Raw genomic sequence first — 26,861 nt, 5'->3', positions numbered from 1 at the left:
AGTGCGCTATATCCTAGCGCATACGTCCCTGTGGAGAGATCGCCATGAAGATCAGCGCCCGCAATGTGCTCAAAGGCAAGATTGTCGAAGTGAAAAAGGGAGCGACCACGGCCCACGTGCGGATCGACGTCGGCGGCACCGTCGTCACCGCGTCGATCACGAACGAGGCGGTGGACGAGTTGAAGCTCGCACCCGGCATGTCGGCCTCGGCCGTCGTCAAGGCCTCGGACGTCATGATCGCGGTGGAATGAGATGCGAAGGCTTCGTCTCGTCCTGGCCGGATTGGCGGCGCTCCTGGGCACCTCGGTGCAAACCGTTGCGGCCGCGGAGGAGAAGGGTTGCGAGGGCCTTCTGTGGCCCCTCGCCACCGAGCTGTCTTGGATGAACGCCGCCGGCGCCGAGAAGGTCGCCTCCGGCGCTACGCTGGCTGCGATCCCGCCCGGCAAAGCCATCGAGGTAGCGCTGCTTCCGCTCGCAGAAGTGACATTCCCAGGCAAGCCGACGCGCACGCCGAAGCCCGACGACGATCAGACCTTCGGCGGCGTGGTGCACGTCACGGGCACGCTCGCAGCCACCCATTACCAGGTCACCATCTCGGACCACGGCTGGGTCGACGTCGTGCAGAACGGCGCGCCTTTGGAGGCAACGGGCCACACCGGCTCTCACGATTGCAAAGGCATCCGCAAAAGCGTGCGCTTCGAGGTCGCCCCGGGCCCGTTCTCGATCCAGGTGAGCGGCACACGCAGCCCGAGCATCCGGGTTGTTATTCGACCCGCCGCGGACTGACGATATACGCCCCCAAAATTGCTGCCCGGACCATGTAAACCCGGGAAAACCCAGCAAATGCGCCACCGAACGGCAACACCCGGCGCGCGTGCACGGCCGCCCGGAAACCCTTTGTCCAAGGTCCCTCTTGACCTTGGACGACCTCCCGGCCGAAGAAAGCCCATAACGTAAGAAAAATAGTCCGATCGACGTGTCGGAAAGGGGGAGCGTCGCCCGTCCTGGATACGATGAGACCATACGGCTTCGGCGTCTGGGAGAACCCGCGCCCGCATGGCCTCGCCAGGATGAGCTACCGAGGGAGCATCCAAGGACGCGCCGCGAGCGTAACCAGCGGGTGTCCAGCGGACACGCCTTCAAGCGCGACCATTGCGTCAACCCAAAGCACGGCCCGAGGACAAAATGCTTAGGCGCGTCTCAGCCTGGTTGGCTGTGATCCTCGCCATCGCCGGAATTGCCGGCGGGCTTGGATACTACAAATACAATGAGATCCAGGCTGGGATCGCCGCGTCGCAGGCGACTCCAGAGCCGGTCGAAGCTGTGCTCTCCGTCCATGCGCGCACCGGCCAATGGTCGGCAACGACGCGCGCCATAGGCTCTGTGGTGGCCTTGCGCCAGGTCGAGATCAAGAACGAGATCGCAGGCGTCATCGCCGAGATCGGCTTCAAATCCGGGGACGTCGTCGAGCAAGGAGCACTTCTCGTCCAGTTCGATGTCCGCCAGGAGAATGCCGCGCTCGCCGCCACCGAGGCCGAAGCCCGTCTTGCGAAGTTGACCCTCGATCGCCGCGAAAACCTCCGTGACAGCGCCGCCTTCAATCAGCAGGAGCTCGACCGCGCACGTGAGGATTTCGCAGCCGCGACCGCACGCGCCAAGACCCTCGCCGTCATCGTCGATAAGAAGCGCATCACCGCCCCGTTCCGCGCCCGCGTGGGGATCACCGACTGGCAGCCCGGCGCCTACCTGGACATCGGCACCCGCATCGTCACGCTGCAGGGCATGGCAGCCGACGCTTACGTCGATTTCTCGTTGCCTCAGGACAGCGCAGCCGTGATCCGCCCCGGTGCACGCGTCACGCTGACGGGCGCCGCCGTTCCGGGCGGCGAGACCACGGCCACCATCGTCGCCGAGGACAACAGCGCCGACGGCACCAACCGCGCCATCCGCTTCCGCGCCGTCGCCAAGGGATTCGGCGAAGCGCTTCGCCCCGGAACGTTCGTGGACGTGACCGCCATCACGTCCCCGCCGCAACCGACCGTGCTCGTACCCCTCGCTTCGATCCGCCGGTCACCCAATGGCCAGCACGTCTTCGTCCTCGTCGAGGAGCAAGGCAAGCTGCGCGCGCGCGCCCGCCAGGTGACCACCGGTGCCGTGCAGGGCGATGAGATCGCCGTCCACAAGGGTGTCGAAGCGGGAGAGCTGATCGCCGCGTCGGGTTCGTTCAAGTTGCGCGAAGGCCTGCTCGTTGACACGAGCACCGCTGCCGCGCCGGCGCCGTCCGTCGGCGTCAACTGAGGAGCAAGCCGAATGCGCCTCATCGAAATGTTCGTCCGGCGCCCCGTCATCGCAGTGGTCGTCAACCTGGCGCTGGTCCTGATCGGCCTGAGGGCCGTAACGCAGTTGCCGATCCAGCAGTATCCGCGCATCGAAAGCTCGTCGATCGTCATCACCACCGTGTATGTGGGCGCATCTGCCGACAGTATCCGCGGCTTTGTGACGACGCCGGTCGAGCGCGCCGTATCGTCCATCACCGGCATCGACTATGTGGAATCATCGAGCGTCGCCGGCGTGAGCACCGTCACCGCCCGCCTCAAGCTCAATCACCCGAGCACGGTCGCTCTCGCCGAGGTCGGCAACCGCATGGATCAGATCCGGAGCGAGTTGCCCCAAGAGATCGAAAGCCCCGTCATCGAGGTCCAGCGCGCGGACCGGCCCTACGCCACGTTCTACGTCAGCGTAATCTCCGACGCCATGACGCCTGCGGAGGTCACCGACTATCTCTCGCGCAACATCCAGCCCCGCCTCTCGACGATCCCCAACGTGCAGCGCGTCGGCCTTGAAGGCGCCCGCCCGCAGGCCATGCGCATCTGGCTTGACGCCGACCGCCTTGCCGCCTTCGGCCTCGGCGCCAACGAGGTCGAAGCCGCACTCACCCGCAACAACTTCCTCGCCGCCGTCGGCCGCACGAAGGGCAGCCAGGTCCAGGTTGACCTGCTCGCCAACACCGATCTGAAGAGCGTAGAGGAATTCGAGCGCCTGATTGTGCGCGAGGACGCCAACCGCATCGTCCGCATTTCCGATCTCGGTCATGTGGAGCTCGGCTCCGAAGAAGAGACGGCCAACGTTCGTCACAACGGCAAGGACGCCGTCTATCTTTCCGTCTGGCCGCTGCCGGGCACCAACGAGATCGCCGTCGCCTACGCGCTTCGCGCCGAGCTCGACGCCATCCGCCCCGATCTGCCGAAGGGCACCGAGATCGACCTCGCCTACGATGGCACCGTTTATATGGAGAACTCGCTGAAGGAGATCGGCAAGACCTTCTCCGAGACGGTGCTCATCGTCGGCGTCATTGTCTTCCTGTTTCTCGGCTCCTGGCGCAGCGCGCTGGTACCGCTCGTTACCATCCCGATCTCGCTCGTCGGCGCCGCCGCCGCCATGCTGGCCATGGGCTTCTCGCTCAATCTTCTGACGCTGCTCGCGATCGTGCTTTCGGTCGGCATCGTCGTGGACGACGCCATCGTCGTCGTCGAGAACGTCACGCGACATATGCAGAACGGCATGTCCCGATTGCAGGCGGCGCTCGTCTCGACCCGCCAGCTGTTTACGCCCATCCTCGCCATGACCATCACGCTGGCCGCCGTCTACGCGCCGATCGGCTTCCTCGACGGCCTGACCGGCGTGCTCTTCAAGGAGTTTGCCTTCACGCTGGCCATCGCCGTCATCGTTTCGGGCTTCGTCGCCGTCACGCTCTCGCCGGTCATGAGCGCCTATTCGGCCTACGAAGGCGGCCACGAAGGCCGCTACGCTCGCTTCGTGAGCCGCAGCCTCGACCGCCTTTCGGAGGCTTACAGCCGCGCGCTCGATGTTATCCTCCACCTGCGCGCGCAGGTTCTGACGTTCGGCGCCTTCATTTGCGTGATGGCCGTCCCGCTTTACATGTTTTCCTCGCAGGAGCTTGCCCCTGTCGAAGACGAGGGCTTCATCCTGCTCATCGTCAACTCCGCGCCCGACGCCTCGCTCGCTTACACCGCCGGCCACATGGATAAAGTGCAGGCAATCGGCAAGACGCTGCCCGAATACGAGGCCATGTTCGAGATCGTATTCCCCTCGACCGGCTTCGGCGGCTATCTCCTCAAGAACTGGCACGACCGTACGCGCCCTGCCCATGCGATCCAGCCCGAGATCTTCGGAGCCGTGTCGAAGATCAAGGAGCTTCAGGTATTCCCGGTACTGCCACCGGCACTGCCCGGCGCCGGGAACTACGATGTCGAGCTGGTGCTCAAGGGACCCGGCACGCCCGAGCAAATGGCCGACTACGCCGGCAAGCTCGTCAACGCGGCCTTCGCCAGCGGGCAGTTCATGTTTGCCGACACCGACCTCAAGATCGATTTGCCGCAGGTCATCGTCACCGTGCATCGCGAGCGCGTGGCCGACCTCAGCCTCGACCTCGCCGACGTCGGCCGCCAGCTGGGCCTCCTCATCTCCGGCAACTACGTCAATCGCTTCACACGCGAGGGGCGCGCCTACAAGGTCATTCCGCAGGTCGATCTCAATGCGCGCGCAGTCGCCGCAAAGCTGCTCGACTACAAGATCCGCACCCGCGACGGAACGCAGATCCCGGTTTCCGCCATCGCCAGTCTCGAGACGAAAACCGCGCCCCGCACCCTCGCCCGCTTCCAGCAGGCCGACAGCTTCCGCGTCTACGGCGGCGTCGCTCCGGGCATCACCAAGGCCACCGCCCTCGCCACGCTGGAGGACGCCGCCCGCACCATTTTGCCCGCCGACTACACGATCGACTACGCGGGCGAATCCCGCCAGATCCGTCAGGAAGGCGCCACGCTAGCCGGAACGCTCGGCTTCGCCATCCTGCTGATCTATCTCGTGCTCGTTGCGCAGTTTGGCAGCTTCCGCGACCCGCTCGTGGTGCTGCTGGGCTCCGTGCCACTTGCCCTCACGGCCGCGCTCGTCTTCACCTTCCTGGGCTTCACGACCATCAACATCTACAGCCAGATCGGCCTCATCACGCTGGTCGGCCTGATCGCCAAGAACGGCATCCTGATCGTCGCTTTCGCCAATGGGTTGCAGAAGCAGGGCCTCGAAAAGCTCGCCGCGATCCGTGAGGCCGCGAAGACTCGCTTGAGACCGATCCTCATGACCACCGCGGCCACCGTCTTCGGCCACTTGCCGCTGGTATTCGTCACCGGCGCTGGCGCCGAGGCGCGCAACAGCATCGGCATCATGCTGGTGACGGGCATGGCCATCGGCACACTGTTCACGCTTTTCATCCTGCCGGTGATCTACCTCGCCCTCGCAGCGGAGCACCGCCCGGACGAGCTGGACGCAGAGTTCGAAGGCGCCCCACCGGTCACGCCAGCCCGCGAAGCCATAGCTTGAAGCCATCCATCTGGATTCACACCAGAAATTACAAATATGTAATGGCACCGTAAGCCGGCGAACATGTTGCGGCCCTATAGTGGTTCGGGACATACTTAGGTATTGATACCTCCGCAGGGGCCGACCATGCGTGTGCTTCTCATCGAAGACGATCCGGATACCGCCGCCTACATCGTCAAAGGGCTGGAGGAGGAAGGGCACACCATCGACCATACGGCCGATGGCCGCGACGGCATGGCCCAGGCCATGTCCGACGACTACGACGTCATGATCATCGACCGCATGCTTCCCGGGCACGAGGGTCTCTACATCGTCAAGGCGCTCCGCTCCGCCGGCCGCAAAGTGCCGATCCTTTTTCTGACCGCCCTGGGCGGCGTCGACGACCGCGTGGACGGCCTCGATGCAGGCGGCGACGACTATCTCGTCAAACCGTTCTCGTTCTCCGAGCTCCTGGCACGCCTCAACGCACTGGCACGCCGCCCGCACCTCAAGGGTGAGGAGACGCGCCTCAAGGTCGGCGACCTGGCGCTCGACCTCATCACGCGCAAGGTCTACCGTGGCAGCACGGAGATCGACCTCCAGCCCCGTGAGTTCCGCCTTCTCGAGGTGCTGATGCGCAACAAGGGCCGCGTCGTCACACGCACCATGTTGCTTGAGCGCGTCTGGAGCTTCCACTTCGATCCCAAAACAAGCGTCGTCGAGACACATATCTCCCGCCTGCGCACGAAGATCGACAAGCCCTTCGCCACGGAACTGATCCACACCATCCGCGGCGCCGGTTACAGCCTGCATGACGGTCCGTGACGGTTCTGCCTCATAGAGGAAGCCCGGCCGTGTTGAAGCGTACCCCGGTCCGCCTGGCCGCAACGTTCACTGCGCTGTTCGCCCTCACCGTCGTGGCGCTTTTCGCCATCGTCTTCTTCGGCATCACGGCGCGGCTCTCGGAGCAGATTCGCACCCGCACCCAGGAAACCATGGAATCCCTCCTGGCGATCGATCACCAGAAGGGCTTCGATGACCTCACCGCCGCCGTGTCGGGCGAAGGCATTTCTGTGCGAGATGCCGATTTCATCATCGAGCTTCTGGACGACACGGGACGCCACGTGGCCGGCAACGTCAGCGGCATCAAGCCTTCGGCGTCGTGGATCTCACTTGAGCGGGACGACATCGAGACCGATTGGGAGAATGGCGAGCCGGACGATCGCTTTGAGGCGATCTGGCGGCCCGTTTCAAAAGGACAGCTCCTGGTCGGCAGCTCCAATCGCGAGCTGAGGCGCACGCAAACCTTCCTGCTCGAAGTGCTCGGCATCGGGCTCGTCGCTACCACGCTCCTCGGCGCCGTATGCGGCGCGTTCCTGGCCGCCCGCACACAGCACCGCATCGATGCATTCGCAAAAACACTGTCCGCCGTGTCCGAAGGAAAGATCGACGCCCGTGTTCCCATGTCAGGCTCCGGTGACGACATCGATCACGTGGGCGCCCAGGTCAACCGCACGCTCGCGCATCTCCAGACACTGATCGAGAACGTCAACCAGTCGTCATCCGACATCGCCCACGATCTCAAGAAGCCCGTCGGCCGGCTTCGCCAGCGCCTCGACGTGGCACGCCGCAGCGCCCACACGACCGCCGACTTCCGCGTTGCCGTCGAAGATGCCCTCGGCGACCTCGACGGCATGATGGAAACGTTCGACGCATTGCTGCGCATCACGCAGATCGAGGCCGGTGCGCGCAGGATCCGCTTTGCAAGCATCGATCTTGGTTCGGTGCTCGACGACGTGGCGGACGTCTACACCGCGGTCGCGGAAGACGCCGGCTACCAGCTCGCCTGGCCGGACGGACGCTGGAAGCCCGCAGTGATCAAGGGAGATCGCGAGCTGCTCGTGCAGCTCTTTGCCAACTTGATCGAGAACGCCATCCGCCATTGCCCATCCGGCACCCGCATTGCGCTCGCCTTGCAGGACGATCCGGACGGCTTCCGGGCCGAGGTGAGCGACGACGGACCCGGCATTCCCGAGCATGAGCGCGAGAAGGTCTTTCGCCGCCTCTACCGGCTCGAACGCGCCCGCTCGACCCCGGGCAGCGGCCTTGGTTTGACCCTCGTCGCAGCCATCGCCGAGTTGCACGATGCACGCGTCGCGCTTGAGGATCAGGCGCCGGGGCTGCGCGTCGCCATCAAATTTCCAAGCCCCGCGACTTCGTGAAACTTTGGTCATTTTACAAAAGCGTATGGCCGCGGCCAAGGAGCGGAAAGCTCCGGCGCGCATAACCATCGACATGGGCGCGCCAAGAGAGCGAGCCCACCAAACACAGCGAATTCAGGAGACACGAAATGTCCAAGAAAGCCCTTGCCCCCGTTGCCTTGGCGATGCTCGCCGCGGTCTCGACGGCGGCCCTTGCCGCAACGCAGACCAAAACCGGTGACGTCAAATCGACCGATATCGCCAAGCATGAGCTGACGCTCGCCACCGGCGACACCTTCGAGGTCGGAAGCAACGTGAAGCTCGACAAGATCAAGGCCGGCGACAAGGTGGCGATCACCTACGAGGTGAAGGACGGCAAGATGCTGGCTTCGAAGGTCCACCACACGAAGTAGGTCACCGCTCGCGATCCCTCTCGGGATCGCAGCTTTGCATCGGCGTAAGGACAGTGCCATGAGAATAGTGAAAAAGGCGGCGGGCGTCGCGCTCGCGATGACGGCAGCAGCCGGAGCGGCAGCGGCCGCCAGCCCCACCCAGGAGATCACCGGACGTATCGAGCACCTTAATCCGAAGGGTCAGCACCTGACCCTTCGGAACCAGGTTTATCGATACGATCCGCGCCTCATGGGCGTTGGCCTGCGCAAAGGCGAGCAGGTCCGCATCTTCTATCGCGAGCAACACGGACACCGCTACGCGATCCAGATCCTCCCCGCCGCCTGATTGCGGGTGTCGAACACCGACCCGGCCGCCCTCCCACATTCATCCCATGGCCGGGCGCGGAGCCGCTGCCACCAGCGTGCTTACGGAACAAAAGCTCGATCCCGGACCTTGACCCGGACCCGATGCGCCGTTCCGATGAAATGCACGACCAACCAAGGGCGGCGGCTCCGCCTAAAATCTGCGCAGCAGACCAAAGATAGTTACCGAAGGACCGTCACCGAAGGCGACCGCGACGCCGATACCGTTCCCGCCCAGCGCGGATGCGCTATAACCCAATGAACGAGCCGAGTTAGTTCATCAGGCCTCGGTCGATAGACTCGACACGGGGCGCAATTGGGTGCGCAGAGGGACGGATGTGGATCGTCAGATACGCCATCGCGCATCGGCACACGGTCGGCGTCCTCGCAATTTTGCTTTTGCTGTTCGGCGGCCTCTCGGCGCGGCGGATGTCGACCGACATCCTGCCCGCCGTCAACATCCCGGCCATTAATCTCATCTGGACCTACCAGGGCCTCAACGCTCCGGAGATGGCGAACAAGCTCACGTCTTTCAGCGAGCTTGCCATCATGAACAACGTCGACAACATCCGCGAGCTACGCTCCGAGACGCTGAACGGCGTCGCAATCGTTCGCGTGACCTTCCAGCCTGATACGAACGTCACCAACGCCTTCGCCCAGGTCACCGCAGTCAGCCAGACCATCCTGCGCCGCATGCCGCCCGGCACGGTACCGCCGCTCATCATCCCCTACGTGCCGTCATCTGTGCCGATCCTTCAGCTCGTGGTCGCCTCCGACACGCTGAGCGACGGCGCACTCTTCGACTACGCGCGTCTCCAGCTCCGCGCACAGATTCAATCCATACCCGGCCTCCGCCTTTCGCTACCCTACGGCGGCGCCGCGCGGCAGGTAATGATCGACCTCGATCCCGAGGCGTTACAGGCCCACGATCTCTCGCCGAGCGATGTCGCCCGTGCCGTCGGCGCGCAAAACCTCACGCTGCCCTCCGGCATGCTGCGCACCGGCACGCGCGAGATCCTGATCACCACCAACGCCAGCCCGGAAACGGTCGCCACCTTCGCCGATTTGCCGCTACGCTCGATCGAAGGGCGCACCATCAAGATTTCCGACGTCGCAAGCGTCCGCGACGGCCAGGCCGTGCAGACCAACATCGCCCGCCTCGATGGCCAGAACGCCGTGCTCGTTTCGATCCTCAAGCTCGGCAATGCCTCGACCGTCGATATCGTCCGCGAGATCAAGCGCCGCCTGCCGGAGCTGCGGGCCGCCGCACCGGAGGGTCTCTCCATCGAACCGATTTTCGATCAGTCGGTCTTCGTCGAGCACGCCGTCGACAGCGTCATGAAGGAGGGCCTCATCGTCGGTCTTCTGGTGGCGTTCGTCGTGCTTGTCTTCATCGGCTCCTGGCGGTCGTCGCTGATCGTGCTGACCTCGATTCCGCTTGCGCTCCTGGCCTCCGTCGGGGGACTGATGCTGACGGGCCAGACATTCAACTTGATGACGCTCGGCGGATTGATGCTCGCCATCGGCATCCTGGTCGACAACGCACTCGTCGAGATCGAGAACATCAACCGCAATCTGGAGAAGGGTCTCGACCTCAATGACGCCGTATTGACCAGCGCGAGCGAGGTCGCTTTCCCGGAATTCGTCTCCACGCTCGCCATCTGCATCGTATTCTCGCCGCTCTTCCTCCTCACCGGCACCGCGGCATTTGTCTTCACGCCCCTGGCGCTCGCCGTCATCTTCGCGCTGATTGCGTCCTATCTGCTCTCGCGCACGCTCGTCCCCTCGCTCGCCATGATGCTCCTCCATTCCCACGCGCACACCGAGGCCGACGGCGGCTTCGACGGCATCATCCGGCGCGCATCCTCGGGTGCAGCAGCTTTCATCGGTTATCTCGCGCGCCACAAGAGCCTGCCCCTCGCCGCCATCGCCGCCGTGATCGCCGTCGGCGCCTGGACCACGACGCGCCTCGGCAGCGAGTTCTTCCCCGAGACGGACGCCGGCATGATCCGCGTCTACGTGCGCTCCACGCCCGGACAACGCATCGAGGAGACAGCCCGCGTCTTCGCCGACGTGCAACGCGCCATCCGCAACGTCGTACCGGAGAACGAGATCGGCTTCATCGCCGAGAACATCGGCGCACCCGAGCCGATCAACCTCGCCTGGATCGAAAGCGGCGTTATCGGCTCCTTTGACGGCGAGATCCTGATCCAGCTTGGCGAGGGTCACGCGCCGACCGCTGGCTATGTCAGCACCATACGTCAAATGCTGCGTGCGCGCTTCCCCGAGCTCACCGTCTACTTCCGGCCGGCCGACGCCACCGCACAAACGCTTGCCGGCACAGCCCAGACGGCGATCGAGGTGCGCGTGATCGGACGCGACGGTGTCGGCAACGGCGAGACAGCTCGGGCGCTTCAGGAGCGCATCAGGACCATTCCGGGTGCAGTCGACGTGGTCGTGCGCCAGGTCCGCAACCTGCCATCCTACTACATCGAGATCGACCGCACGCGCGCCTCGCAGATCGGCGTCACGCCACAGGACGCTTCAGCCGCGATCCTGTCGGCGCTCGGCACCGGCGGTACGGTCTCCCCGACATTCTGGGCGGACCCCGTCGTCGGCAGCTCCTACACGGTGCAGATTGTCGCTCCGCCATCGAACCTGGTCGAGATCGAGCAGCTCTTGAATACGCCGGTCCGCGCCTCCGAGGGCGGACGCACGGTGGCGCTACGCACCGTTGCCAGCATCCAGTTGCGCAACATGCCGGCCAACATCGACCGCACCACACTGATGCCGACCGTCACCGTTCTCGCCAACGTGGAAGGGCGGGATCTAGGCGGCGTTTACTCCGAGGTGACCCAAGCCATCGCCGAAATGGAAAAACGCCTGAAGCCCGGCAACCGCATCGAAGTGGCCGGCCGCGCCCGATCCATGACGCAGGCCTATACCGAGATGGCAGGTGGCATCGCCCTTGCCGCCGTGCTCGTCTATCTCGTCATGGTCGTCAACTTCCAATCCTGGCTACTGCCGTTCATCGCCATGAGCGGACTGCCGGTCGCCATCACCGGTGCGGTGCTCGCACTCTTCTTGACGGGCACGCCGCTCTCGGTTCCGGCGCTGACCGGCCTCATCATGGTCATCGGTGTTTCCACCGCCAACTCCGTGCTCGTCACCAGCTTTGCCCGCGATCGCCTCGCCGAAGGCGTGACCGCGCTCGAGGCGGCGGTCGACGCCGGACGTACGCGTCTAAGACCCGTACTGATGACCGCAACCGCCATGATCGTCGGCATCCTGCCCATGGCTCTCGGCGCTGGCGAAGGCGGCGAACAGAACGCACCCCTTGGCCGCGCCGTAGTGGGGGGCCTGATGCTCGGCACCGTCGCCACCCTGACGCTGGTGCCGTTCCTGTTCGCCGTACTCGCCCGCCGGCGTCCCGGCGCGACGATCGAAGCGCAGCATCCTTCCGACATTTCCCAGCCGGACACGGCCTTGCCACGAGCGGGTGAAACAACAGCATCATGATCAAGCGCCTTGCCATCACGAGCCTGACCATCGCCTCGGTCGTCGCCGCGATTTACTTCGCCTGGACACAGCCCATCACGTCGCCCGTCACTGCCGAGGCGACGACAAAGGCATCCTCGGACATCGGACAGCAAGGAGGCACGACTCCGAAGACGGTGCGGGTCGTCAATCCGGAGCCGCTGCGTGAGGCGGGAACCATCACGCTCACGGGACGCACGGCGCCCGCCGAGCAGGCGGTTGTCGCCTCGCGCGCCAGCGGCATCGCTGCCAAGCGCCTCGTCGACATCGGCGACAAGGTGGGAGCCGGCGATGTTCTGCTGGTCATCGACGCCCCCGAGGTGGATCAGGAGCTGGCGCGCGCCAAGGCAGCCGTGGAGCAAACCCGTGCCCGTCTCGATCTCGCCCGTGTCAACGCCGGACGCGCCGAGGCGCTCGTCAAACAGGGGCATGTCTCCGAGCAGCAGCGCGACGAGCGCACGGCCAACGAGCGCGTGGCGGAAGCCGATCTCGCCGCCGCCGAAGCCGAAGTCCACCGCCTCGCAGAGGTTCAAGGCTTCCTGACCGTCCGCGCTCCCTTTTCGGGCACCGTCGTATCGCGCGCGGTGGAGCGAGGCGACCGCGTTTCCGCAAACGACTCCCAGCCCAGCGCGCCTCTCTTTCGCATCGCGCGCCTCGACGAGTTGCGCGTCGAGCTCGATATCCCGCAGACCGAAGCCCTCAAGGTGCGCATCGGGAACGCCGCCAAGGTCTCGTTCGCAGAACTGCCGGGAGAGGTCTTCACAGCCAAGGTCGTGCGCCGGGCAGGCCTTATCGATCAGGCTTCGTCCACCATGCGTGCCGAGCTGACGATGACGAACCCGGAGGAACGCATCCCTGCCGGGCTGACGGGCATCGTGACCATCGACATCGCACGCGAGCGCACACCCGTGACCGTGCCGACCAACACCCTTGTCACCCGCGACGGCCAGCAGAAGGTTGCCGTGGCCGAACTCGAGGACGGGGAGGACAAGGTCACGTTCCGCAAGGTTTCAGTCGGGCGGGACTTCGGCGAGCGCGTCGAGATCGTCGCCGGCTTGGAGACGGCGGACCGCGTCATCCTCTCGCCCAACGCGCTTCTGCGTGAAGGCGACAAGGTCGCCGTGACCATGGCCACCGTGTCGAAAGCCAACGGCCAGAAAACGCGCTGACGGCTGGCAACATCCGCCGTCTCAGTACCCGGTCATCTCGAGGTAGCCCACACCAGCGTGCGACCCGGAATAGGTGATCGGTCCTTCCCAATAGGGAAAGATCGTCCCCATCCAGCTTTGTGGGTTCACCGGCGCCGTATCGATCTTGAGGCCCCGGCTCTTGACTTCAACCGTCCATGCAACCGGCAAGCTTCGTCCCGCCACGTCATGGCGCGCCCCCGCCGTCAGCACGATGTCGTCGCTCGCAAGAGACGTCATGCTTCCATCCGCGCCGATCCAGCTTCCCGAACGAAATGCGGCGCCGCCATCGCTGCGAAGCTGGAACAGCATCAGCTTCTCGCCGCCCGGGAGATGAAGCGAGAACCAGTCCCAGCCTTTCTGATCGGACGCCAGCGGCTGGCTGCTCCACTCGCGATCCATCCACGCGTGCCCCGTCACGGCCACATCACGTCCGTCGAGCGTGAGCGTGCCGCTCACGTTGAAAAACGGCTGGCTGTAGTAGTAGGAAGCCTGCCCCCGCTCCGACTTCTGGCTGAAGCCGCGTTCCCCCTGCAGCACTGGCGCATGCGTTGTCTTGAGATTCAAAGCGTAAGAGAAGTCCGCGCCCTTGGCCGAAAGCGTCGTCGACGCGAGCCCATCGGCGCCGTCCGCCGACGCGAACGTCCAATCGTCGATCCAAGCTTTGAATGGCTGCGCTTTGACACCGGCTTGCCCGATACCGCCACGCGCCAGCGTCTCGGCAAAGCGATGCGAGCCTGCGTGCGTGATGGCCGCATGCCCCATCCACACCTGCTGATTGGCCCAGCCTTCTCCCTCGGCCCCCGGCGCGAGCGCTTGCCGGAAGAGAGTCCACTGCACGCCGAACGCTTTCCCGTCGGCATCCGTGAGATTGGCCGTCACGTACCACCACTCGATCCGGAAATCGACATGCGGACCCAGATCATCCGGGAACCGGATCTCTCTGCCGGGCACCACGTCGGCAAATCCCGCGGCCTGCTCACCGAGCCCCGCGAACCCTTGCGCGGCCACGCGGCCACACCACACGCCGGCCACAATGACAACAGCGGCAACAATGGCCCTAGCGTTCATTGGCGAACACCTTGAGCAGATCCTGCGGCGCAGTCCGCGCGAGACGTATGACCGGAACCACGGCCGCGGCAAATGCCGTCGCCAGCGCCAGCCCGAAAACCACGAGCCACTGCGCTGGAAACACATGGAAAGGCAGCCGCCATCCGAAGGCCTGCACGTTGACGATGGCAACCAGGCACCATGCAAGCACGAGCCCCAAGGGGACGGCCAGGACCGCCGTGATCGCCGCAAGCACCAAGAGCTTGCCGATCTCGAGTTTCCCCAGCAGCAGGCGCGGCACGCCGAGCGCCCACACCGGGGCAAGCTGTGCGAGCCTGAGACCGCTGAGCGTCAACAGGCTTGAGAACAGCGCTATCCCGGACACCACCAGCGTCAAGGAGTTGAGCGCCCCCGTCACGGAGAACGTCTTCTCGAAAATGCGCATCGACGAGGCCTTGACGGACGCCTGATCGACGACACGCGCAAGCGAAGACCCGAATTCCGCCTCCATGGCATCGATGAGCGGCTCGGCACGGCCCGGCAACACGCGCAGACTGAAGGCCGCACGCCGCGCATCCGGCCAGTGCCGCACGAGATGATCGACGTTGACACGCACCTGCCCCTTCGGATTTCCGTAGTCCGGGTAGATGCCGACCACCCGCGTCTCCCACAGGTCATCGTGCGACGGGATCGCGAACGTATCGCCGACGCCGATCCCGATCCGCCGCGCTAATTGCTCGCTGACCAGCACGCCCGCGCCGTCACGCACCTTGTCCCAGGCATCGCTCGCCTGAGAGAGCAGCGAGAAATGCCCACGATAGGTTTCATGGTCGCGCGTACCGATCACATCGACCGGCCAACCCGCAATGCGAGTCTCCGCACGCCACACCGGCAGCACAGCCACCACCTCGGGCCGCCCCGACAGCCACGCTACGATCCGCTCACCCTCTGCCGCACCGGTCGCGTCGAAATAGACTTCGGAGTTCAGCCGTTCATCCAGCCAGCCCGTGAACGTCTTGCGGAATCCTTCGACCATGGTTCCGACACCGACGTTGGCCGAAAGCGCGAGCAGGAGCGCCATCAGCGCCAGGGCGAGGCCGGAGAGCTGTTGGCGCGCGTCGGCCCAGAACCATTCCGCGAGCGCACCTTTCGCGGTCCCCTCTCCGAGCCGCAAGAGCGCCGACAGCGCAAGCGGCAGCAGCAGCGCCGCACCGAGCAGTACGCCCGCGATCACCGTAAACCCCGCAATGAGCCCACTTCCGGTAAGAAATGCGAGAAGCGCAACGACGAGACTGAGCCCCGCGAGCACGCCCTGCCTCCGAAGCTGCGCTTGCTGAGCCTCTCGCCACGCTAACGGCTTTGCCACCGAAAGCACCGGCAGGTGGGCGACCTTGGCGAGGCTGACGGCAGACGCCGCGAGCGCGCCGAGAACCGCCATCCCGAGCCCAGAGAGCCACCAGCGCGCCTCGATCGCGAGATGTCCGCTTACATGTGCGCCGTAGAGCCCATCGAGGCTCGCCGCCACATCCGGCAGCAACGCCGCCGCGATGACGTAGCCGCAAACCATGCCAAGCGAACCGGCAAGAAGCGCAAACAACATCATCTCGCCGGCCATCAACCACATCAGAAGCCGCAATGGCACGCCGATCGCCCGCATCGTCCGCACCGTTCCGAGCCTCTGCTCGTACGCGAGCCCAATCGACGCATGCACGATGAAAAGGCCGACGATGAACGCCAGCAGCCCGAACGCGGTGAGATTGAGATGAAAGCTATCGGTTAAGCGCGCCAGATCTCCGCCCGCGCTCGAATCCTCGAACTTCAGGCGATCGCCCGCAACAGCTAAGAGCGCCCCGACGTCATGGGTGGCATCTCGGCCGAGAACGAGACGCGTCAGTTGCCCCGGCCGTCCGAGGATTCGCTGCGCCACGCCGATGTCGACCACGAGCAGGCCCGGAGCAACGGCCTCGGCACCAACCAGCGCCGGCAAGGCCTGGCCGCGATCCGTCCGCGGCGTCGCTCCTGCCGAAAGCCCCACCTCCGCCAACGTCTCGGGCGACGCCAGCGTCCGCCCGGGGGATTTGAGGAACGCTTCGAGATCGCGGCTGGTCGCGAGACCGCCAACCGACGAGCCACTGGGAACAGTCAACGGCTCGACCCCGATCAGCCGATAACTGGCGGCCCCGATCCGCACCGTACCTTCGAGCACGGGCGACACTTTCCAGCCCGCGCGCCGCAACGCCACGTAATCCTGTTCGGAGACAAACGCACCCTTCGCCGCAACGATACTGGCCGTTGCCGCATCGCCGAGAACGGCCGCAGCGCGGTCGTAGCTCGTGCGGGCCTGCGTGTTGAGCGCCTGCACGCCGCTCCACAGCGCCGTGGCGATGGCAAGCCCGGCCACCAGCGTCGCCAGGTTCAGGGGATGCCGCCGCCAATGGCCGAGCAGCGTCACGAAGATCCAGAAAGCGCTCGTCACGGCGTCACCAGCACGCCGGCTGCGAGCGTCACCTGCCGATCGAGCCGGGAAGCAAGCCGCGTGCTGTGCGTTACCATCAGGAACCCGCAGCCGGTGCGGGCGATGAGGTCGAGCGCGAGACCGAGCACCTCGTCACCCGTGGCCTCGTCCAGGTTGCCGGTCGGCTCATCGGCGATCAAAAGACGCGGCCTGACGGCCAGCGCCCGGCCGATCGCCACCCGCTGCTGCTGCCCGCCCGAAAGCTGCTCCGGATATCGCCCCTCGAGGCCGGAGAGTCCCAGCCGACATACCAGCTCATCCTGCCACGCCACATCGTACCGGCCGGCAATCCGCGCCTGAAACGCCAGATTTCCGGCGACCGTCAAACTCGGCACCAGGTTGAACTGCTGGAACACGACGCCGACGCGCTCGCGCCTCAGAGCCGCGCGCGCGCCGTCCGCAAGCTCGGTCACCCGCACACCGTCGAGCACGATCTCGCCGCCATCCACCTCGTCGAGGCCGCCGATCAGATGCAGGAGCGTGCTCTTGCCGCTGCCGGACTCGCCCAGCAGCGCAAGACTTTCGCCAGCCGAGAGCGTGAGGTCCACGCCCTTGAGCACCGGCAGCGGTCCCTGTGGTGTTGCGTAGGATTTGACGAGGCCCGAGACTTGGAGAAGCGGAGCATTCCCCGCAGCCCGGCCGGCCCGATGCACCCGGTCGATGACTGTCACCATCAGGCTCCCGTGATGAAACGTGCATAGTCGTCCGGCGTATCGATGTCCGAAAACACGGACTCGTCATCGAACGTCACATCAACGCTCTCATCACGTAGCGTGTCCAGTAGGGACTTGCCTCCCTTCGGCCCGGACAACGCCGCGAGCCTTGGAAACAGGCGTCGCGGCCAGAGGACGGGATTGCGTTGCTCGCCCTGAGCGGTGACCGGAACGACCACCTTCTCGCCCAGCGTTCCGTCAAACGCACGCGCGAGCACCCGGAAAACGTCGGCCTTGAGATGGGGTAGGTCACCCGGAACGACGAACGCACCGTGCAATTCACGCGACAATGCGCCGACACCGGCCGCGATGGAAGTGCCGATCCCGTCGTCCCACAGGGGATTGGCAACGAACCGAAGTGGAAGGCCGGAGAGCGCGGCGACATAGCGAGCGTGCTCCGCACCCGTCACTACGACAAGCTCCGAAACGCCACCGGACAGAATCTCCTGGGCGACTTTCACGACGATAGGCACACCGGCGATATTAGCGAGCAGCTTGTTGTCGGACCCGAACCGCCGCGACGCACCGCCCGCGAGCAGCACCGCGCCAAGGGCAAGATGCGGGGAGGCTGGCATCCTCAGGCCCCACGCCTCGCCTTGATGACGGCACCGAGAATGGACACGGCGATCTCCGCCGGCCCTTTGGCACCGATGTTCAGTCCGACCGGCGCATCGATGCGCGCGATCTCGGCGTTCGAAAGACCTGCCTTCTCAAGCCGCTCGACGCGTCTCTCGTGCGTGCGCCGCGAGCCGAGCGCACCGATATAGAAGCAAGGCGACCGCACCGCCAGCGGCAGCGTCTCGTCATCGAGCCTCGCATCGTGCGCGAGCGTGATCACCGCCGTGCGCCCATCGAGCCCCAGCGCCGGCAGCGCCGTCTCCGGCCAATCCTGCTGCAGCGGAACTCCACCAAAACGGGCTTCCGACGAGAAGGCCGTGCGGGGATCGATCACCGTCGCCTGATAACCGACCCGCTGCGCGAGATCGGCCAGCACCTGAGCCACATGACCCGCACCCACCAGAACCACATGCACGGGCGGGACCAGAGCGTGCAGAAAACGACGCCCCTGAGGACCATCGAGCAACACGCATTCGCCGCCTGCAAGCTGCTCCGCCGCATCTTCGGGGAAGTCATGCGTGTCGCCATGCAGGGAACGGCGCCCGCTCGCAAGAGCCGTATCCACCACCAGAAGCGACCGCGATCCGCGCGAGGCGAGAACAGCGTCGAGGTACGCTGCATCGTCGGTCCCCGACAGCCGTTCGACAAAGATCTCGATCCGGCCGCCGCAGGGCAGTCCGACGCGCCAGGCCGTTTCGTCTCCGACACCGTATTCGAGAACTTTAGGCAGGCCCGTCGCTACCACGTCTGCCGCAGCCGTAATCACCGCCGCCTCGACGCATCCTCCAGACACCGAACCCTCGAAGATTTCGCCTGGCCCGATGACCAGTTGCCCGCCCACCGGAACCGGAGACGAGCCCCAGGTCTTGATGACGGTTGCAAGCGCGACCGCGCCGTAGTCGTCGAGCCAACGGCGCGCGATGCCGATCACATCGCGCGCCGCTGAATTTTCCGAAGCGGGAGCGTTGCCGCCCCCGCCCGTCGTCTGAAAACCCGCGTCTGGCATCGCGTTATCCAAGCTTCAGTCCATCCGCGAACGGCAGCACGCGCACGCGCTGCCCGGTCCCCAGCGCAACGGCATTGGCGACCGCGGGACCAATCGGCGGCACGCCTGGCTCGCCGATCCCCGTCGGTGGCTGCGCCGAAGGCACGAGATGCACCTCGACGTGCGGCATCTCGTTCATGCGCAGCACCTCGTAGCCGTCGAAGTTGCCCTGCTCGACGACGCCGTCCTTCAACGTGATCTTGCTGTGAAGCACCGCACCGAGCCCGAAGCCGACGCCGCCCTCCACCTGCGCCTTGATGTTATCCGGATTGACGGCAATTCCGCAATCGACGGCTGCGACGACACGTTCGACTTTCGGCTTGCCGTCGACGATCCGCACCTCGGCCACCTCGGCGACGAAGCTCTGGAAGCTTTCGTGCACGGCGACACCCCGAAACACGCCCTCGGCCGGTGGCGTGCCCCAGCCCGCCTTTTCGGCCGCGAGCTTCAGCACACCCACATGCCGCGGATGCTTCTCGAGCAACGACAGGCGAAACGCGACCGGATCCTTGCCGGTCACCGCAGCGATCTCGTCGATGAGGGTTTCCATGACGTAGGCGGTATGTGTATGCCCGACCGACCGCCACCACAGCGGCCGCGGACCGGCCTTGGTGGTATGCAATTCCACCTGCATATTGGGAATGGCATACGGTGTATCCGACACGCCCTCCACGGACGTCCCGTCGATGCCGTCCTTCACCAGCGCCGACTCGAAGGCCGTACCCGTGATGATCGATTGTCCGACGATGCGATGATGCCAACCGGCGATCCCGCCGTCCTTGTCGAGACCGACGCGCACCTTGTGGACATAGACCGGACGATAATAGCCGCCCTTGATGTCGTCCTCTCGCGTCCAGACGAGCTTGATCGGCTCGCTGCGCCCCGTCACTTTGACGATCTCGGCCGTTTCCGCGATGTAGTCCGAATCGTAGACGCCGCGCCGGCCGAACGAGCCGCCCGCCCACAGCGTGTTGATGGTGACGTCCTCAGGTTTGATGCCGAAGATCGCCGCCGTCACGCCCTGATCGACCGTCTGCAGCTGCGAGCCGGTCCACATGGTCGCGCGGCCGTCCTTGAACTGCAGCACGCAGTTCATGGGCTCCATAGGAGCATGCGCTAGATACGGAAAGATGTAGGTCGCCTCGATCACCTTGTCCGCTTTGGCGAGCGCTGCCTCCGCGTCACCTTCCTTGCGCGCGACGAGACCCGGCTTATCGGCGAGAGCGTGATAGTCGGAGATCAGCGCTTCCGTACTGCGCGTCTCGGCCTTGCTGTCGTCCCAGGTGACGGCGAGCTGATCGCGCGCCTTGATGGCGGCGTACGTGGAAGTCGCGAGCACGGCAACGCCGCGCGAGGTCGTCACCACGTCCACGACGCCTTTCACGGCGCGAGCAGCCTTGTCATCCACCGACTTCACCGTGCCGCCGAACTTCGGCGGTCGTGCCAGCGTTGCCACCAGCATGTCCGGAAGCTGGACGTCCTGCGTGTAGATCTTGGCCCCCGTCGTCTTCGCGACGCTGTCGAGGCGCGGGAACGACTTGCCGATATAGGTGAATTGCTCCGGTGTCTTGAGCGTAGGATCGGCCGGCACCGCAACGGCAGCGGCCTCTTTTGCCAGCTCTCCGAGCGTCGCCTTGTGGTTTCCCGAAGAGACGACACCATTTTCGATTTTGACGCTGTCCGCCGCCACGCTCCAGCGCTTGGCCGCCGCCGCGACGATCATGGCCCGCGCGGCAGCGCCGGCCTTCCGGTATTGCTCGTACGAGTTGGCGATCGCCGTCGAGCCACCAGTGCCCTGAATGCCGAACGCCGTATTCGCGTAGAGCTTGGCATCAGCCGGCGCAAACTCGGCCTTCACCTGACCCCATGCGGCGTCGAGCTCATCGGCGACCAGTGTCGCCAGCCCGGTCGCGTTGCCCTGTCCCATATCCTGATGCTTGATCAGCACCGTCACCACGTTGTCCGGCGTGATGAGCACGAACGGCGCAAAAATGCCGTCGGTGGCGCTTGCCTGGGCGGCCGCTTCCGCACGCGCGGGCGTCGCCGGCAGCCAACCGCCGATAACGAGACCGGCACCCGTACCGAGCGCGAGCCGGACGAAGCTCCGGCGATCGACCGAAAGGGCTTCGGAAGCAAACCGGGACCGGATGTGAGAGCGAAGGTGAGAAAGATCGATCTGACCGTACATGGTATGTCTCCCCTCAGCCCTTGAGCGTCCCGGCGGCATCGTGGATAGCCGCGCGGATCCGCTGATAGGTGTTGCATCGGCAGATGTTGCCGCTCATGGCATCGTTGATATCGCCATCCGTCGGCTGCGGCTTCTCTGAGAGCAGCGCCGCCGCCGCCATCATCTGCCCGGACTGGCAATAGCCGCACTGAACCACATCGAGTTTCTGCCATGCCCCGCGCACGGCATCCCCGACAGCTCCCGTCAGCCCCTCGATCGTTGTCACATTTTGCCCCGCCACATCCGAAACGGCGGTGATGCAGGAGCGGATCGGCGCACCCTCGAGATACATGGTGCAAGACCCGCACTGGGCAGCACCACAGCCGAATTTCGTACCCGTGAGGCCAAGCTCGTCCCGGACCACCCACAGCAAAGGTGTGTCGTCCTCGGAGCTGACCGTCACCTCACGTCCATTGAGGTTGAATGTCGTCATCGCGAGATCCCTCGAAGTCTTCCGATTTTCCGATGAATGGCGCCGCCGCAGGATCAAGCCCGGACACACGCACCTTCGTCATATGCGTGCGCCATCATGGAATTGCTAGATGGCTGTAAATGAACGGACATAACGCGCCGCGGACGCGAGGACACCGCCTGAATATTGGGCTCCCTCCACCGTCAGTGAATTTGTGCGCACGGAGTTCCACGAGGATCATCCTGGCGCCCAAGATTTGCGCTAGAGACCACGCATGAACATGCTGCCTCTGAGACCCGACGATATGACGACCTTCGCTTCCGGCGATTTCCGCGAGCTGGGCCGGCCATTCGGGCTCGAACCACGCAATCTTGCCCCGTTGTCGCCCCTCCTCGTTCAAATCTCCAAGGCGTATGCAAACTTGTATCCGAACACGCACGCCGTAGCGCCGTGGCTCGGCTATTTGGCGATCTGTTCCGACACGGGTGAGATCGTGGGAACCTGCGGCTTCACGGCCAACCCGCGGCACGGAAGCGTCGAGATCGCCTACTTCACCTTTCCCGACTACGAAGGTCGAGGTTGGGGCGGACGGATGGCGTCCGCGCTCGTGAACCTGGCCTTCAGCCGCGACGAGATCGACGTCGTCTGCGCACACACGCTGCGCGAGAACAACGCCTCAACGCATATTCTGCGCCGCCTCGGATTTGCGTTGCAGGGCACGGTCGTCGATCCGGACGAAGGCCCGGTCTGGCGCTGGCACCTGCCCCGCGCCTGACTCCGTCGAAACCATGTCTAGTCCAACTGCATCGCCCGCTTGTGCCGGACGATTTCGGACACCAGCCATTGCCGGAACTGCTTGACGCCTGCGAGCGCCGCCGCGCCGGGCCGCACGGCAAGTACATAGCGGCTTGGAATCTTGCGTCGGATAGAAAACGGGGCCACGAGCAGCCCTTGCGCGAGAAGATCCTCGACCATGATGTTGTCCGCGAGCGCCACGCCGCCGCCGTTGACCGCTTCCCGGATCGCGAGCGACGGGTCGTGGAAAATCGCCCCCGCCCTCGGATCGACACCATTGACGCCCTCTCCCTCGATCCACTCCTGCCACCAGCTTGTGGTGTTCTCGTGCAGAAGGCGGTGGCGCGCGAGATCGGCGGGCCTGCGAAGCGCCTGCGCGCCTTTCGTCAGCGACGGCGCACACACCGGCAGGATGATCAGCGAGACGAGCGGCAGATGCGACGCGTCGTCGTCATCTTCGTCGGACAAGAATAGGATGCGCAGATCCGCGCGCGGATTGCCGCCCTGCCCGCGATCGTCGTGAATGGAGACCTCGAGCTCACAGTCGGGAAACGCTGCGCGGAATCGCGGCAGACGATCCGCGAGCCATAGGTTCATGAAAGCCGCATTGATGGAAAGCGACACACGCTTCTGGCGCCGCTTGCGAACCGCGCCCTGCACGCTGATCTCGTCCGTGGCGTCCGCAATGACGTTGAACGCACCCGTCAAACGCCGCGCATAGACCTGCGCCTTGTCCGTGAGCTGCACCTGCCGGAAGCCACGCTCGAACAGGGCCACACCGAGCGCCTGCTCGAGCGAGCGGATGTGACGGCTGACCGCCGACGGCGTCAGGCGTAGCTCGTCCGCCGCGTCCTTGAAGGAAAGCAGCCGCGCGGCGGCCTCGAAAGCACGAATGGCATTCAGCGACGGCAGCGCCATGCATCACCCTTGACATGAGTTTTAATCAACTCATAAGCGCAAAATAGCCGTTTGTCGGGCGTTTCCGCAAGGTCGATCCTTTGACCCGAGCCGCTTGGACGGCATTTTTCGGGAGACCCGCCATGATCCGAGGTTTTCAGGGTTCGCTGCTTGGACTTGCATTGCTTTGCTCCGGCGCCACGGGTGCCGATGCCACCCCGCCGGCAACCGAAAAAAGCGTCAACATCTTCTTCTGGTACGAGTACGTCCCCCCGACCGTCATCGCCGACTTCGAGCGCGAGACCGGTATCAAGGTGATCTACGATACCTTTGAATCCACTGAGATGCTGACCACGAAGGTCATGTCCGGCAAGACCGGTTACGACGTCGTCATGCCGACCGCCTCAGCCACGGGGCGCCTCATCACCGCGGGTGCGCTGCGCAAATTCGACCCAGCCAAGGTGCCGAACACCAAGGACCTCAACCCGGACATCCTGCACTTCGTTGCAACGCAGGACCCCGGCAATGCCTATGCCGTGCCCTACGTCTACGGAACTACCGGCATCATGTACAATCCGGAGCGCATCGCCGCGCGCATGCCTGACGCGCCGACCAACAGTCTCGACATGATCTTCAAGCCGGAGATCGCGAGCCGTTTCAAGGACTGCGGCATCGCCATCGCCGATAGCCCCGAGGGCATCATGTCGATCGCGCTCCGCTATCTCGGTTTCGATCCGTTCACGACCGACGCTCGCGAAATCAAACAAGCCGAGGCGCTGTTGCTCGCCGCCCGCCCGAACATTCGCCACTTCAAGACCGGTGCCATCATCAACGAGATGGCAGCCGGAGACCTTTGTCTCGCGCTTGGCTGGAGCGGCGACGCCTTCATAGCCGCCGCCCGCGCCGAGGAGGCCAACGCCGGTGTCCAGGTCCGCTACGCGATCCCACGTGAAGGAACCGAAATCTTCTTCGACGTGATGACCATCCCCGCCGATGCACCCCATCCCGAGGCCGCGCACGCCTTCGTCAACTTCCTGCTCACACCGCGCGTAATGGCCGAGGTCACCAACAGCTATTCCTATCCCAACGGCAACATGGCGGCGACCGGCCTCGTCAACGAGCGCATCCGCACGAACCCGAACATCTACCCACCGAAGGAGATGACCGCGAAACTGTTCGCTGCAGCGCCACGCGATCCCGCATCCCTCCGCCTCGTCACCCGCGCCTGGACCAAATTCACCTCCGGCGGATCCTGACAATCCACTCGACGCCACAACGGACATAAGTGGAACACCCAAGGACATTGAACCCATGAACGAGATGCTGAAGCATCCCCTGAAGCCCCGCGAAACAGACAGTGCAGTCTTCGGCCACGACCTCATGCACGGCTCACACGAGCCCATGTACGGCGGCGTGCTGTCCTTCATGCGCCGCCGGCTGACGCGCAATCTTGCCGGCGTCGACGTCGCCGTCTGGGGTATCCCCTTCGATGCCGCCGTTTCCAACCGTCCGGGCGCACGTTTCGGACCGCAAGGCGTGCGCCGCGCATCCGCCATGCTCGAGGGAGATCCGCAATATCCCTTCCGCGCCGATCCGTTCGCGCGCCTCGCCGTCGTCGATTACGGCGACTGCTCGCTCGACTACGGACGCCACGCGGACGTCCCGCGTCAGATCGAGGGGCAGGCCCGCGAGGTCATCGATCAGGGCGCCAAGCTGCTCTCGATCGGCGGCGATCACTACGTCACGTGGCCGCTGCTCAAGGCTCATGCCCGCAAGCATGGCCCGATGGCCCTGGTGCAGTTCGACGCCCATCAGGACACCTGGTTCGACGAGGAGCAGCGGATCGACCACGGCTCGTTCGTCGCCCGTGCCGTGCGTGAAGGCATCATCCTGCCCGAGCGCTCGATCCAGATCGGCATCCGCACGCACGCACCCGACACCTGCGGCCTCGATATCGTCTATGGCGAGGATGTCGCGACGCTCGGCATCAAGGGCGTGATCGAGCGCATCAAGGAGCGCGTCGGCGACGCCAAGACCTACCTCACGTTCGATATCGACTGCCTGGACCCGGCCTGTGCACCGGGCACGGGCACGCCGGTTGCGGGCGGTCTCACCTCGCGCGAGGCCCTGATGATCCTCCGCAATCTTGGCAGCCTCGACATCGTCGGTGGAGACGTGGTCGAGGTCGCCCCCGCCTACGACCATGCGGACATCACGTCCATCGCCGGCGCCACCGTTCTGCAGCACTACCTTGGTCTATTGGCGGAGAAAAAGATGATCTAGCGGCGACAGACGCCCGTATGCCAGCTCGGCACACCCTCCGGATGCGGCCCACCTGGCATCCGGAGGGTTTTCCCGATCGATGGATCGTCGATATCCTCGACCTCCGCACCACCAGGGAGACCGGCATACATGACCGAAAAACTGTTCACCCCGCTCACCGTCGGCGCACTGACACTTCCCAACCGCATTGTCATGGCCCCGCTCACGCGCAACCGCGCCAAGCCCGAAGGCGATGTGCCTCACGCGCTCAATGTCGAGTACTACGCCCAGCGCGCCACCGCGGGACTGATCATCACGGAAGCCACTCAGATCTCGCCCGAAGGCAAGGGCTACATTCAAACACCCGGCATCTACAGTCCCGAGCAGGTCGCCGGTTGGAAATTGATCACGGACGCCGTACATGCCAAGGGCGGCCGTATCGTATTGCAGCTCTGGCACGTCGGCCGCGTTTCGCACACCTCCCTGCAGCCGAACGGACAGCCCCCGGTCGCACCCTCGGCGATCACCGCCGCCACCAAGGTGTTCACGCCATCAGGGTTCGCAGACGCCTCGCCGCCCCGCGCACTCGAGACATCCGAGGTCAAGCGCATCGTCGAGGACTACCGCAAGGCAGCCGAGAACGCCAAGGCCGCCGGCTTCGACGGCATCGAGTTGCATGGCGCCAACGGTTATCTGATCGACCAGTTCCTGCGTGACGGCTCGAACAAGCGCACCGACGAATACGGCGGCCCCATCGAGAACCGCACGCGCTTTCTCACCGAGGTGCTTGCAGCGCTGACATCAGTCTGGTCCGCGAACCGCATCGGCGTCCGCTTCAGCCCGTTCTCCGGCTTCGGCGACATGTCCGATTCCGATCCCATGACAACCTTCGCCGCCGCCATCGCCAAAGCCGACAGCTTCGGCCTGGCCTACTTGCATCTGGTCGAAGGCGAGACGGGCGGCTCGCGCGAGCTCCCTGCGGGAGCCGACATCGCCGCCTTGCGCAAGCTGTTCCGAGGCGCCTATCTCGCAAACAACGGCTACGACCGCGCCTCGGCCATTCGCGCCGTGGAAACAGGTGCGGCGGACCTGATCGCCTTCGGGCGCCCCTTCATCGCCAATCCCGATCTGGTCGCACGTCTCGAGCGCAACGAACCTCTCAACGAGCCTCAACCCGCCACGTTTTATGGCGGCGGCGCCGAAGGCTATACCGACTATCCCGCTCTAGCCGCTTGAGCCTCCGCGAAAAGGACAACCAAGGCCCGCCACCC

General features: G+C 64.9%; 22 protein-coding genes. 14 read left to right on the top strand and 8 right to left on the bottom strand.

Annotated features, from left to right (window positions below):
- Positions 1-44: 44 nt before the first annotated feature.
- The 10 genes from QZV93_RS01255 (at position 45) to QZV93_RS01210 (ending at position 13,038) form a co-directional block, all read left to right on the top strand.
- Positions 45-251, top strand: a complete 207-nt coding sequence (locus QZV93_RS01255; protein ID WP_295555291.1) for a TOBE domain-containing protein — start codon at positions 45-47, stop codon at positions 249-251.
- 1 nt (position 252) lies between these two features.
- A complete protein-coding gene (locus QZV93_RS01250) occupies positions 253-786 on the top strand; it encodes a hypothetical protein (protein WP_295555290.1) in 534 nt (177 codons plus the stop codon).
- 399 nt (positions 787-1,185) lie between these two features.
- Positions 1,186-2,298, top strand: a complete 1,113-nt coding sequence (locus QZV93_RS01245; RefSeq protein ID WP_295555288.1) for an efflux RND transporter periplasmic adaptor subunit — start codon at positions 1,186-1,188, stop codon at positions 2,296-2,298.
- A 12-nt stretch (positions 2,299-2,310) separates the two neighbouring features.
- Positions 2,311-5,397, top strand: a complete 3,087-nt coding sequence (locus QZV93_RS01240; RefSeq protein WP_295555286.1) for an efflux RND transporter permease subunit — start codon at positions 2,311-2,313, stop codon at positions 5,395-5,397.
- A 126-nt stretch (positions 5,398-5,523) separates the two neighbouring features.
- Positions 5,524-6,201, top strand: coding sequence for a winged helix-turn-helix domain-containing protein (locus tag QZV93_RS01235; protein ID WP_295555284.1), 678 nt, complete (start codon positions 5,524-5,526; stop codon positions 6,199-6,201).
- 29 nt (positions 6,202-6,230) lie between these two features.
- A complete protein-coding gene (locus QZV93_RS01230) occupies positions 6,231-7,598 on the top strand; it encodes a HAMP domain-containing sensor histidine kinase (RefSeq protein WP_295555282.1) in 1,368 nt (455 codons plus the stop codon).
- Positions 7,599-7,726: 128 nt separating this feature from the next.
- Positions 7,727-7,990 carry a DUF1344 domain-containing protein gene (locus QZV93_RS01225; RefSeq protein WP_295555280.1) on the top strand — a complete coding sequence of 88 codons (264 nt, stop codon included), beginning with the start codon at positions 7,727-7,729 and terminating at the stop codon, positions 7,988-7,990.
- A 58-nt stretch (positions 7,991-8,048) separates the two neighbouring features.
- Positions 8,049-8,315, top strand: a complete 267-nt coding sequence (locus QZV93_RS01220) for a hypothetical protein (protein WP_295555278.1) — start codon at positions 8,049-8,051, stop codon at positions 8,313-8,315.
- Positions 8,316-8,668: 353 nt separating this feature from the next.
- Positions 8,669-11,851 carry an efflux RND transporter permease subunit gene (locus QZV93_RS01215; protein ID WP_295555276.1) on the top strand — a complete coding sequence of 1,061 codons (3,183 nt, stop codon included), beginning with the start codon at positions 8,669-8,671 and terminating at the stop codon, positions 11,849-11,851.
- Positions 11,848-13,038, top strand: coding sequence for an efflux RND transporter periplasmic adaptor subunit (locus tag QZV93_RS01210; RefSeq protein ID WP_295555275.1), 1,191 nt, complete (start codon positions 11,848-11,850; stop codon positions 13,036-13,038). Before QZV93_RS01215 ends, QZV93_RS01210 begins: the two co-directional genes overlap by 4 nt.
- A 21-nt stretch (positions 13,039-13,059) precedes the next feature.
- Here the strand turns inward: QZV93_RS01210 and QZV93_RS01205 are convergent, their stop codons facing one another.
- The 7 genes from QZV93_RS01205 to QZV93_RS01175 are packed head-to-tail and all read right to left on the bottom strand — an operon-like array spanning position 13,060 to position 21,657.
- A complete protein-coding gene (locus tag QZV93_RS01205; protein ID WP_295555273.1) occupies positions 13,060-14,127 on the bottom strand; it encodes a lipocalin-like domain-containing protein in 1,068 nt (355 codons plus the stop codon).
- On the bottom strand, positions 14,117-16,582 hold the full coding sequence (locus tag QZV93_RS01200; RefSeq protein ID WP_295555271.1) for an ABC transporter permease: 2,466 nt from the start codon (positions 16,580-16,582) through the stop codon (positions 14,117-14,119). The genes QZV93_RS01205 and QZV93_RS01200 overlap by 11 nt, the downstream gene beginning before the upstream one ends.
- Complete coding sequence (locus QZV93_RS01195; protein WP_295555269.1) at positions 16,579-17,295, bottom strand: ABC transporter ATP-binding protein; 717 nt, start codon at positions 17,293-17,295, stop codon at positions 16,579-16,581. Before QZV93_RS01195 ends, QZV93_RS01200 begins: the two co-directional genes overlap by 4 nt.
- Positions 17,295-17,909, bottom strand: coding sequence for a nucleotidyltransferase family protein (locus QZV93_RS01190; RefSeq protein ID WP_295555268.1), 615 nt, complete (start codon positions 17,907-17,909; stop codon positions 17,295-17,297). Before QZV93_RS01190 ends, QZV93_RS01195 begins: the two co-directional genes overlap by 1 nt.
- 2 nt (positions 17,910-17,911) lie before the next feature.
- Positions 17,912-18,958, bottom strand: a complete 1,047-nt coding sequence (locus tag QZV93_RS01185) for an XdhC family protein (RefSeq protein WP_295555266.1) — start codon at positions 18,956-18,958, stop codon at positions 17,912-17,914.
- A 4-nt stretch (positions 18,959-18,962) separates the two neighbouring features.
- Positions 18,963-21,185, bottom strand: coding sequence for a xanthine dehydrogenase family protein molybdopterin-binding subunit (locus QZV93_RS01180; protein WP_295555264.1), 2,223 nt, complete (start codon positions 21,183-21,185; stop codon positions 18,963-18,965).
- A gap of 13 nt (positions 21,186-21,198) precedes the next feature.
- Positions 21,199-21,657: a (2Fe-2S)-binding protein gene (locus tag QZV93_RS01175; RefSeq protein ID WP_295555262.1), complete on the bottom strand. Its 459-nt coding sequence runs from the start codon at positions 21,655-21,657 to the stop codon at positions 21,199-21,201.
- Positions 21,658-21,910: 253 nt separating this feature from the next.
- Between QZV93_RS01175 and QZV93_RS01170 the strand changes: the two genes are divergently transcribed.
- Positions 21,911-22,411 (top strand): GNAT family N-acetyltransferase, encoded by a 501-nt coding sequence (locus QZV93_RS01170; RefSeq protein WP_295555261.1) that lies wholly within the window; start codon positions 21,911-21,913, stop codon positions 22,409-22,411.
- Between the two features lie 17 nt (positions 22,412-22,428).
- Here QZV93_RS01170 and QZV93_RS01165 read toward each other — a convergent pair whose 3' ends face one another.
- Positions 22,429-23,349 (bottom strand): LysR substrate-binding domain-containing protein, encoded by a 921-nt coding sequence (locus QZV93_RS01165; RefSeq protein WP_295555259.1) that lies wholly within the window; start codon positions 23,347-23,349, stop codon positions 22,429-22,431.
- A gap of 122 nt (positions 23,350-23,471) precedes the next feature.
- Here QZV93_RS01165 and QZV93_RS01160 point away from each other — a divergent pair, with 122 nt between their 5' ends.
- From QZV93_RS01160 to QZV93_RS01150, 3 genes are all read left to right on the top strand, one after another.
- On the top strand, positions 23,472-24,584 hold the full coding sequence (locus tag QZV93_RS01160) for a polyamine ABC transporter substrate-binding protein (protein WP_295555258.1): 1,113 nt from the start codon (positions 23,472-23,474) through the stop codon (positions 24,582-24,584).
- A gap of 55 nt (positions 24,585-24,639) precedes the next feature.
- On the top strand, positions 24,640-25,611 hold the full coding sequence (gene speB, locus QZV93_RS01155; protein ID WP_295555257.1) for an agmatinase: 972 nt from the start codon (positions 24,640-24,642) through the stop codon (positions 25,609-25,611).
- 129 nt (positions 25,612-25,740) lie between these two features.
- Positions 25,741-26,826, top strand: coding sequence for an alkene reductase (locus tag QZV93_RS01150; RefSeq protein ID WP_295555255.1), 1,086 nt, complete (start codon positions 25,741-25,743; stop codon positions 26,824-26,826).
- Positions 26,827-26,861: the final 35 nt, after the last annotated feature.

Origin of the sequence: uncultured Hyphomicrobium sp. (genome assembly GCF_902826555.1) — a bacterium.
In the GTDB taxonomy this organism is placed as follows: Bacteria; Pseudomonadota; Alphaproteobacteria; order Rhizobiales; family Hyphomicrobiaceae; genus Hyphomicrobium_C.
The sequence above is the reverse complement of the archived record's forward strand: the minus strand, read 5'-3'. Positions and strand labels throughout refer to the sequence as shown.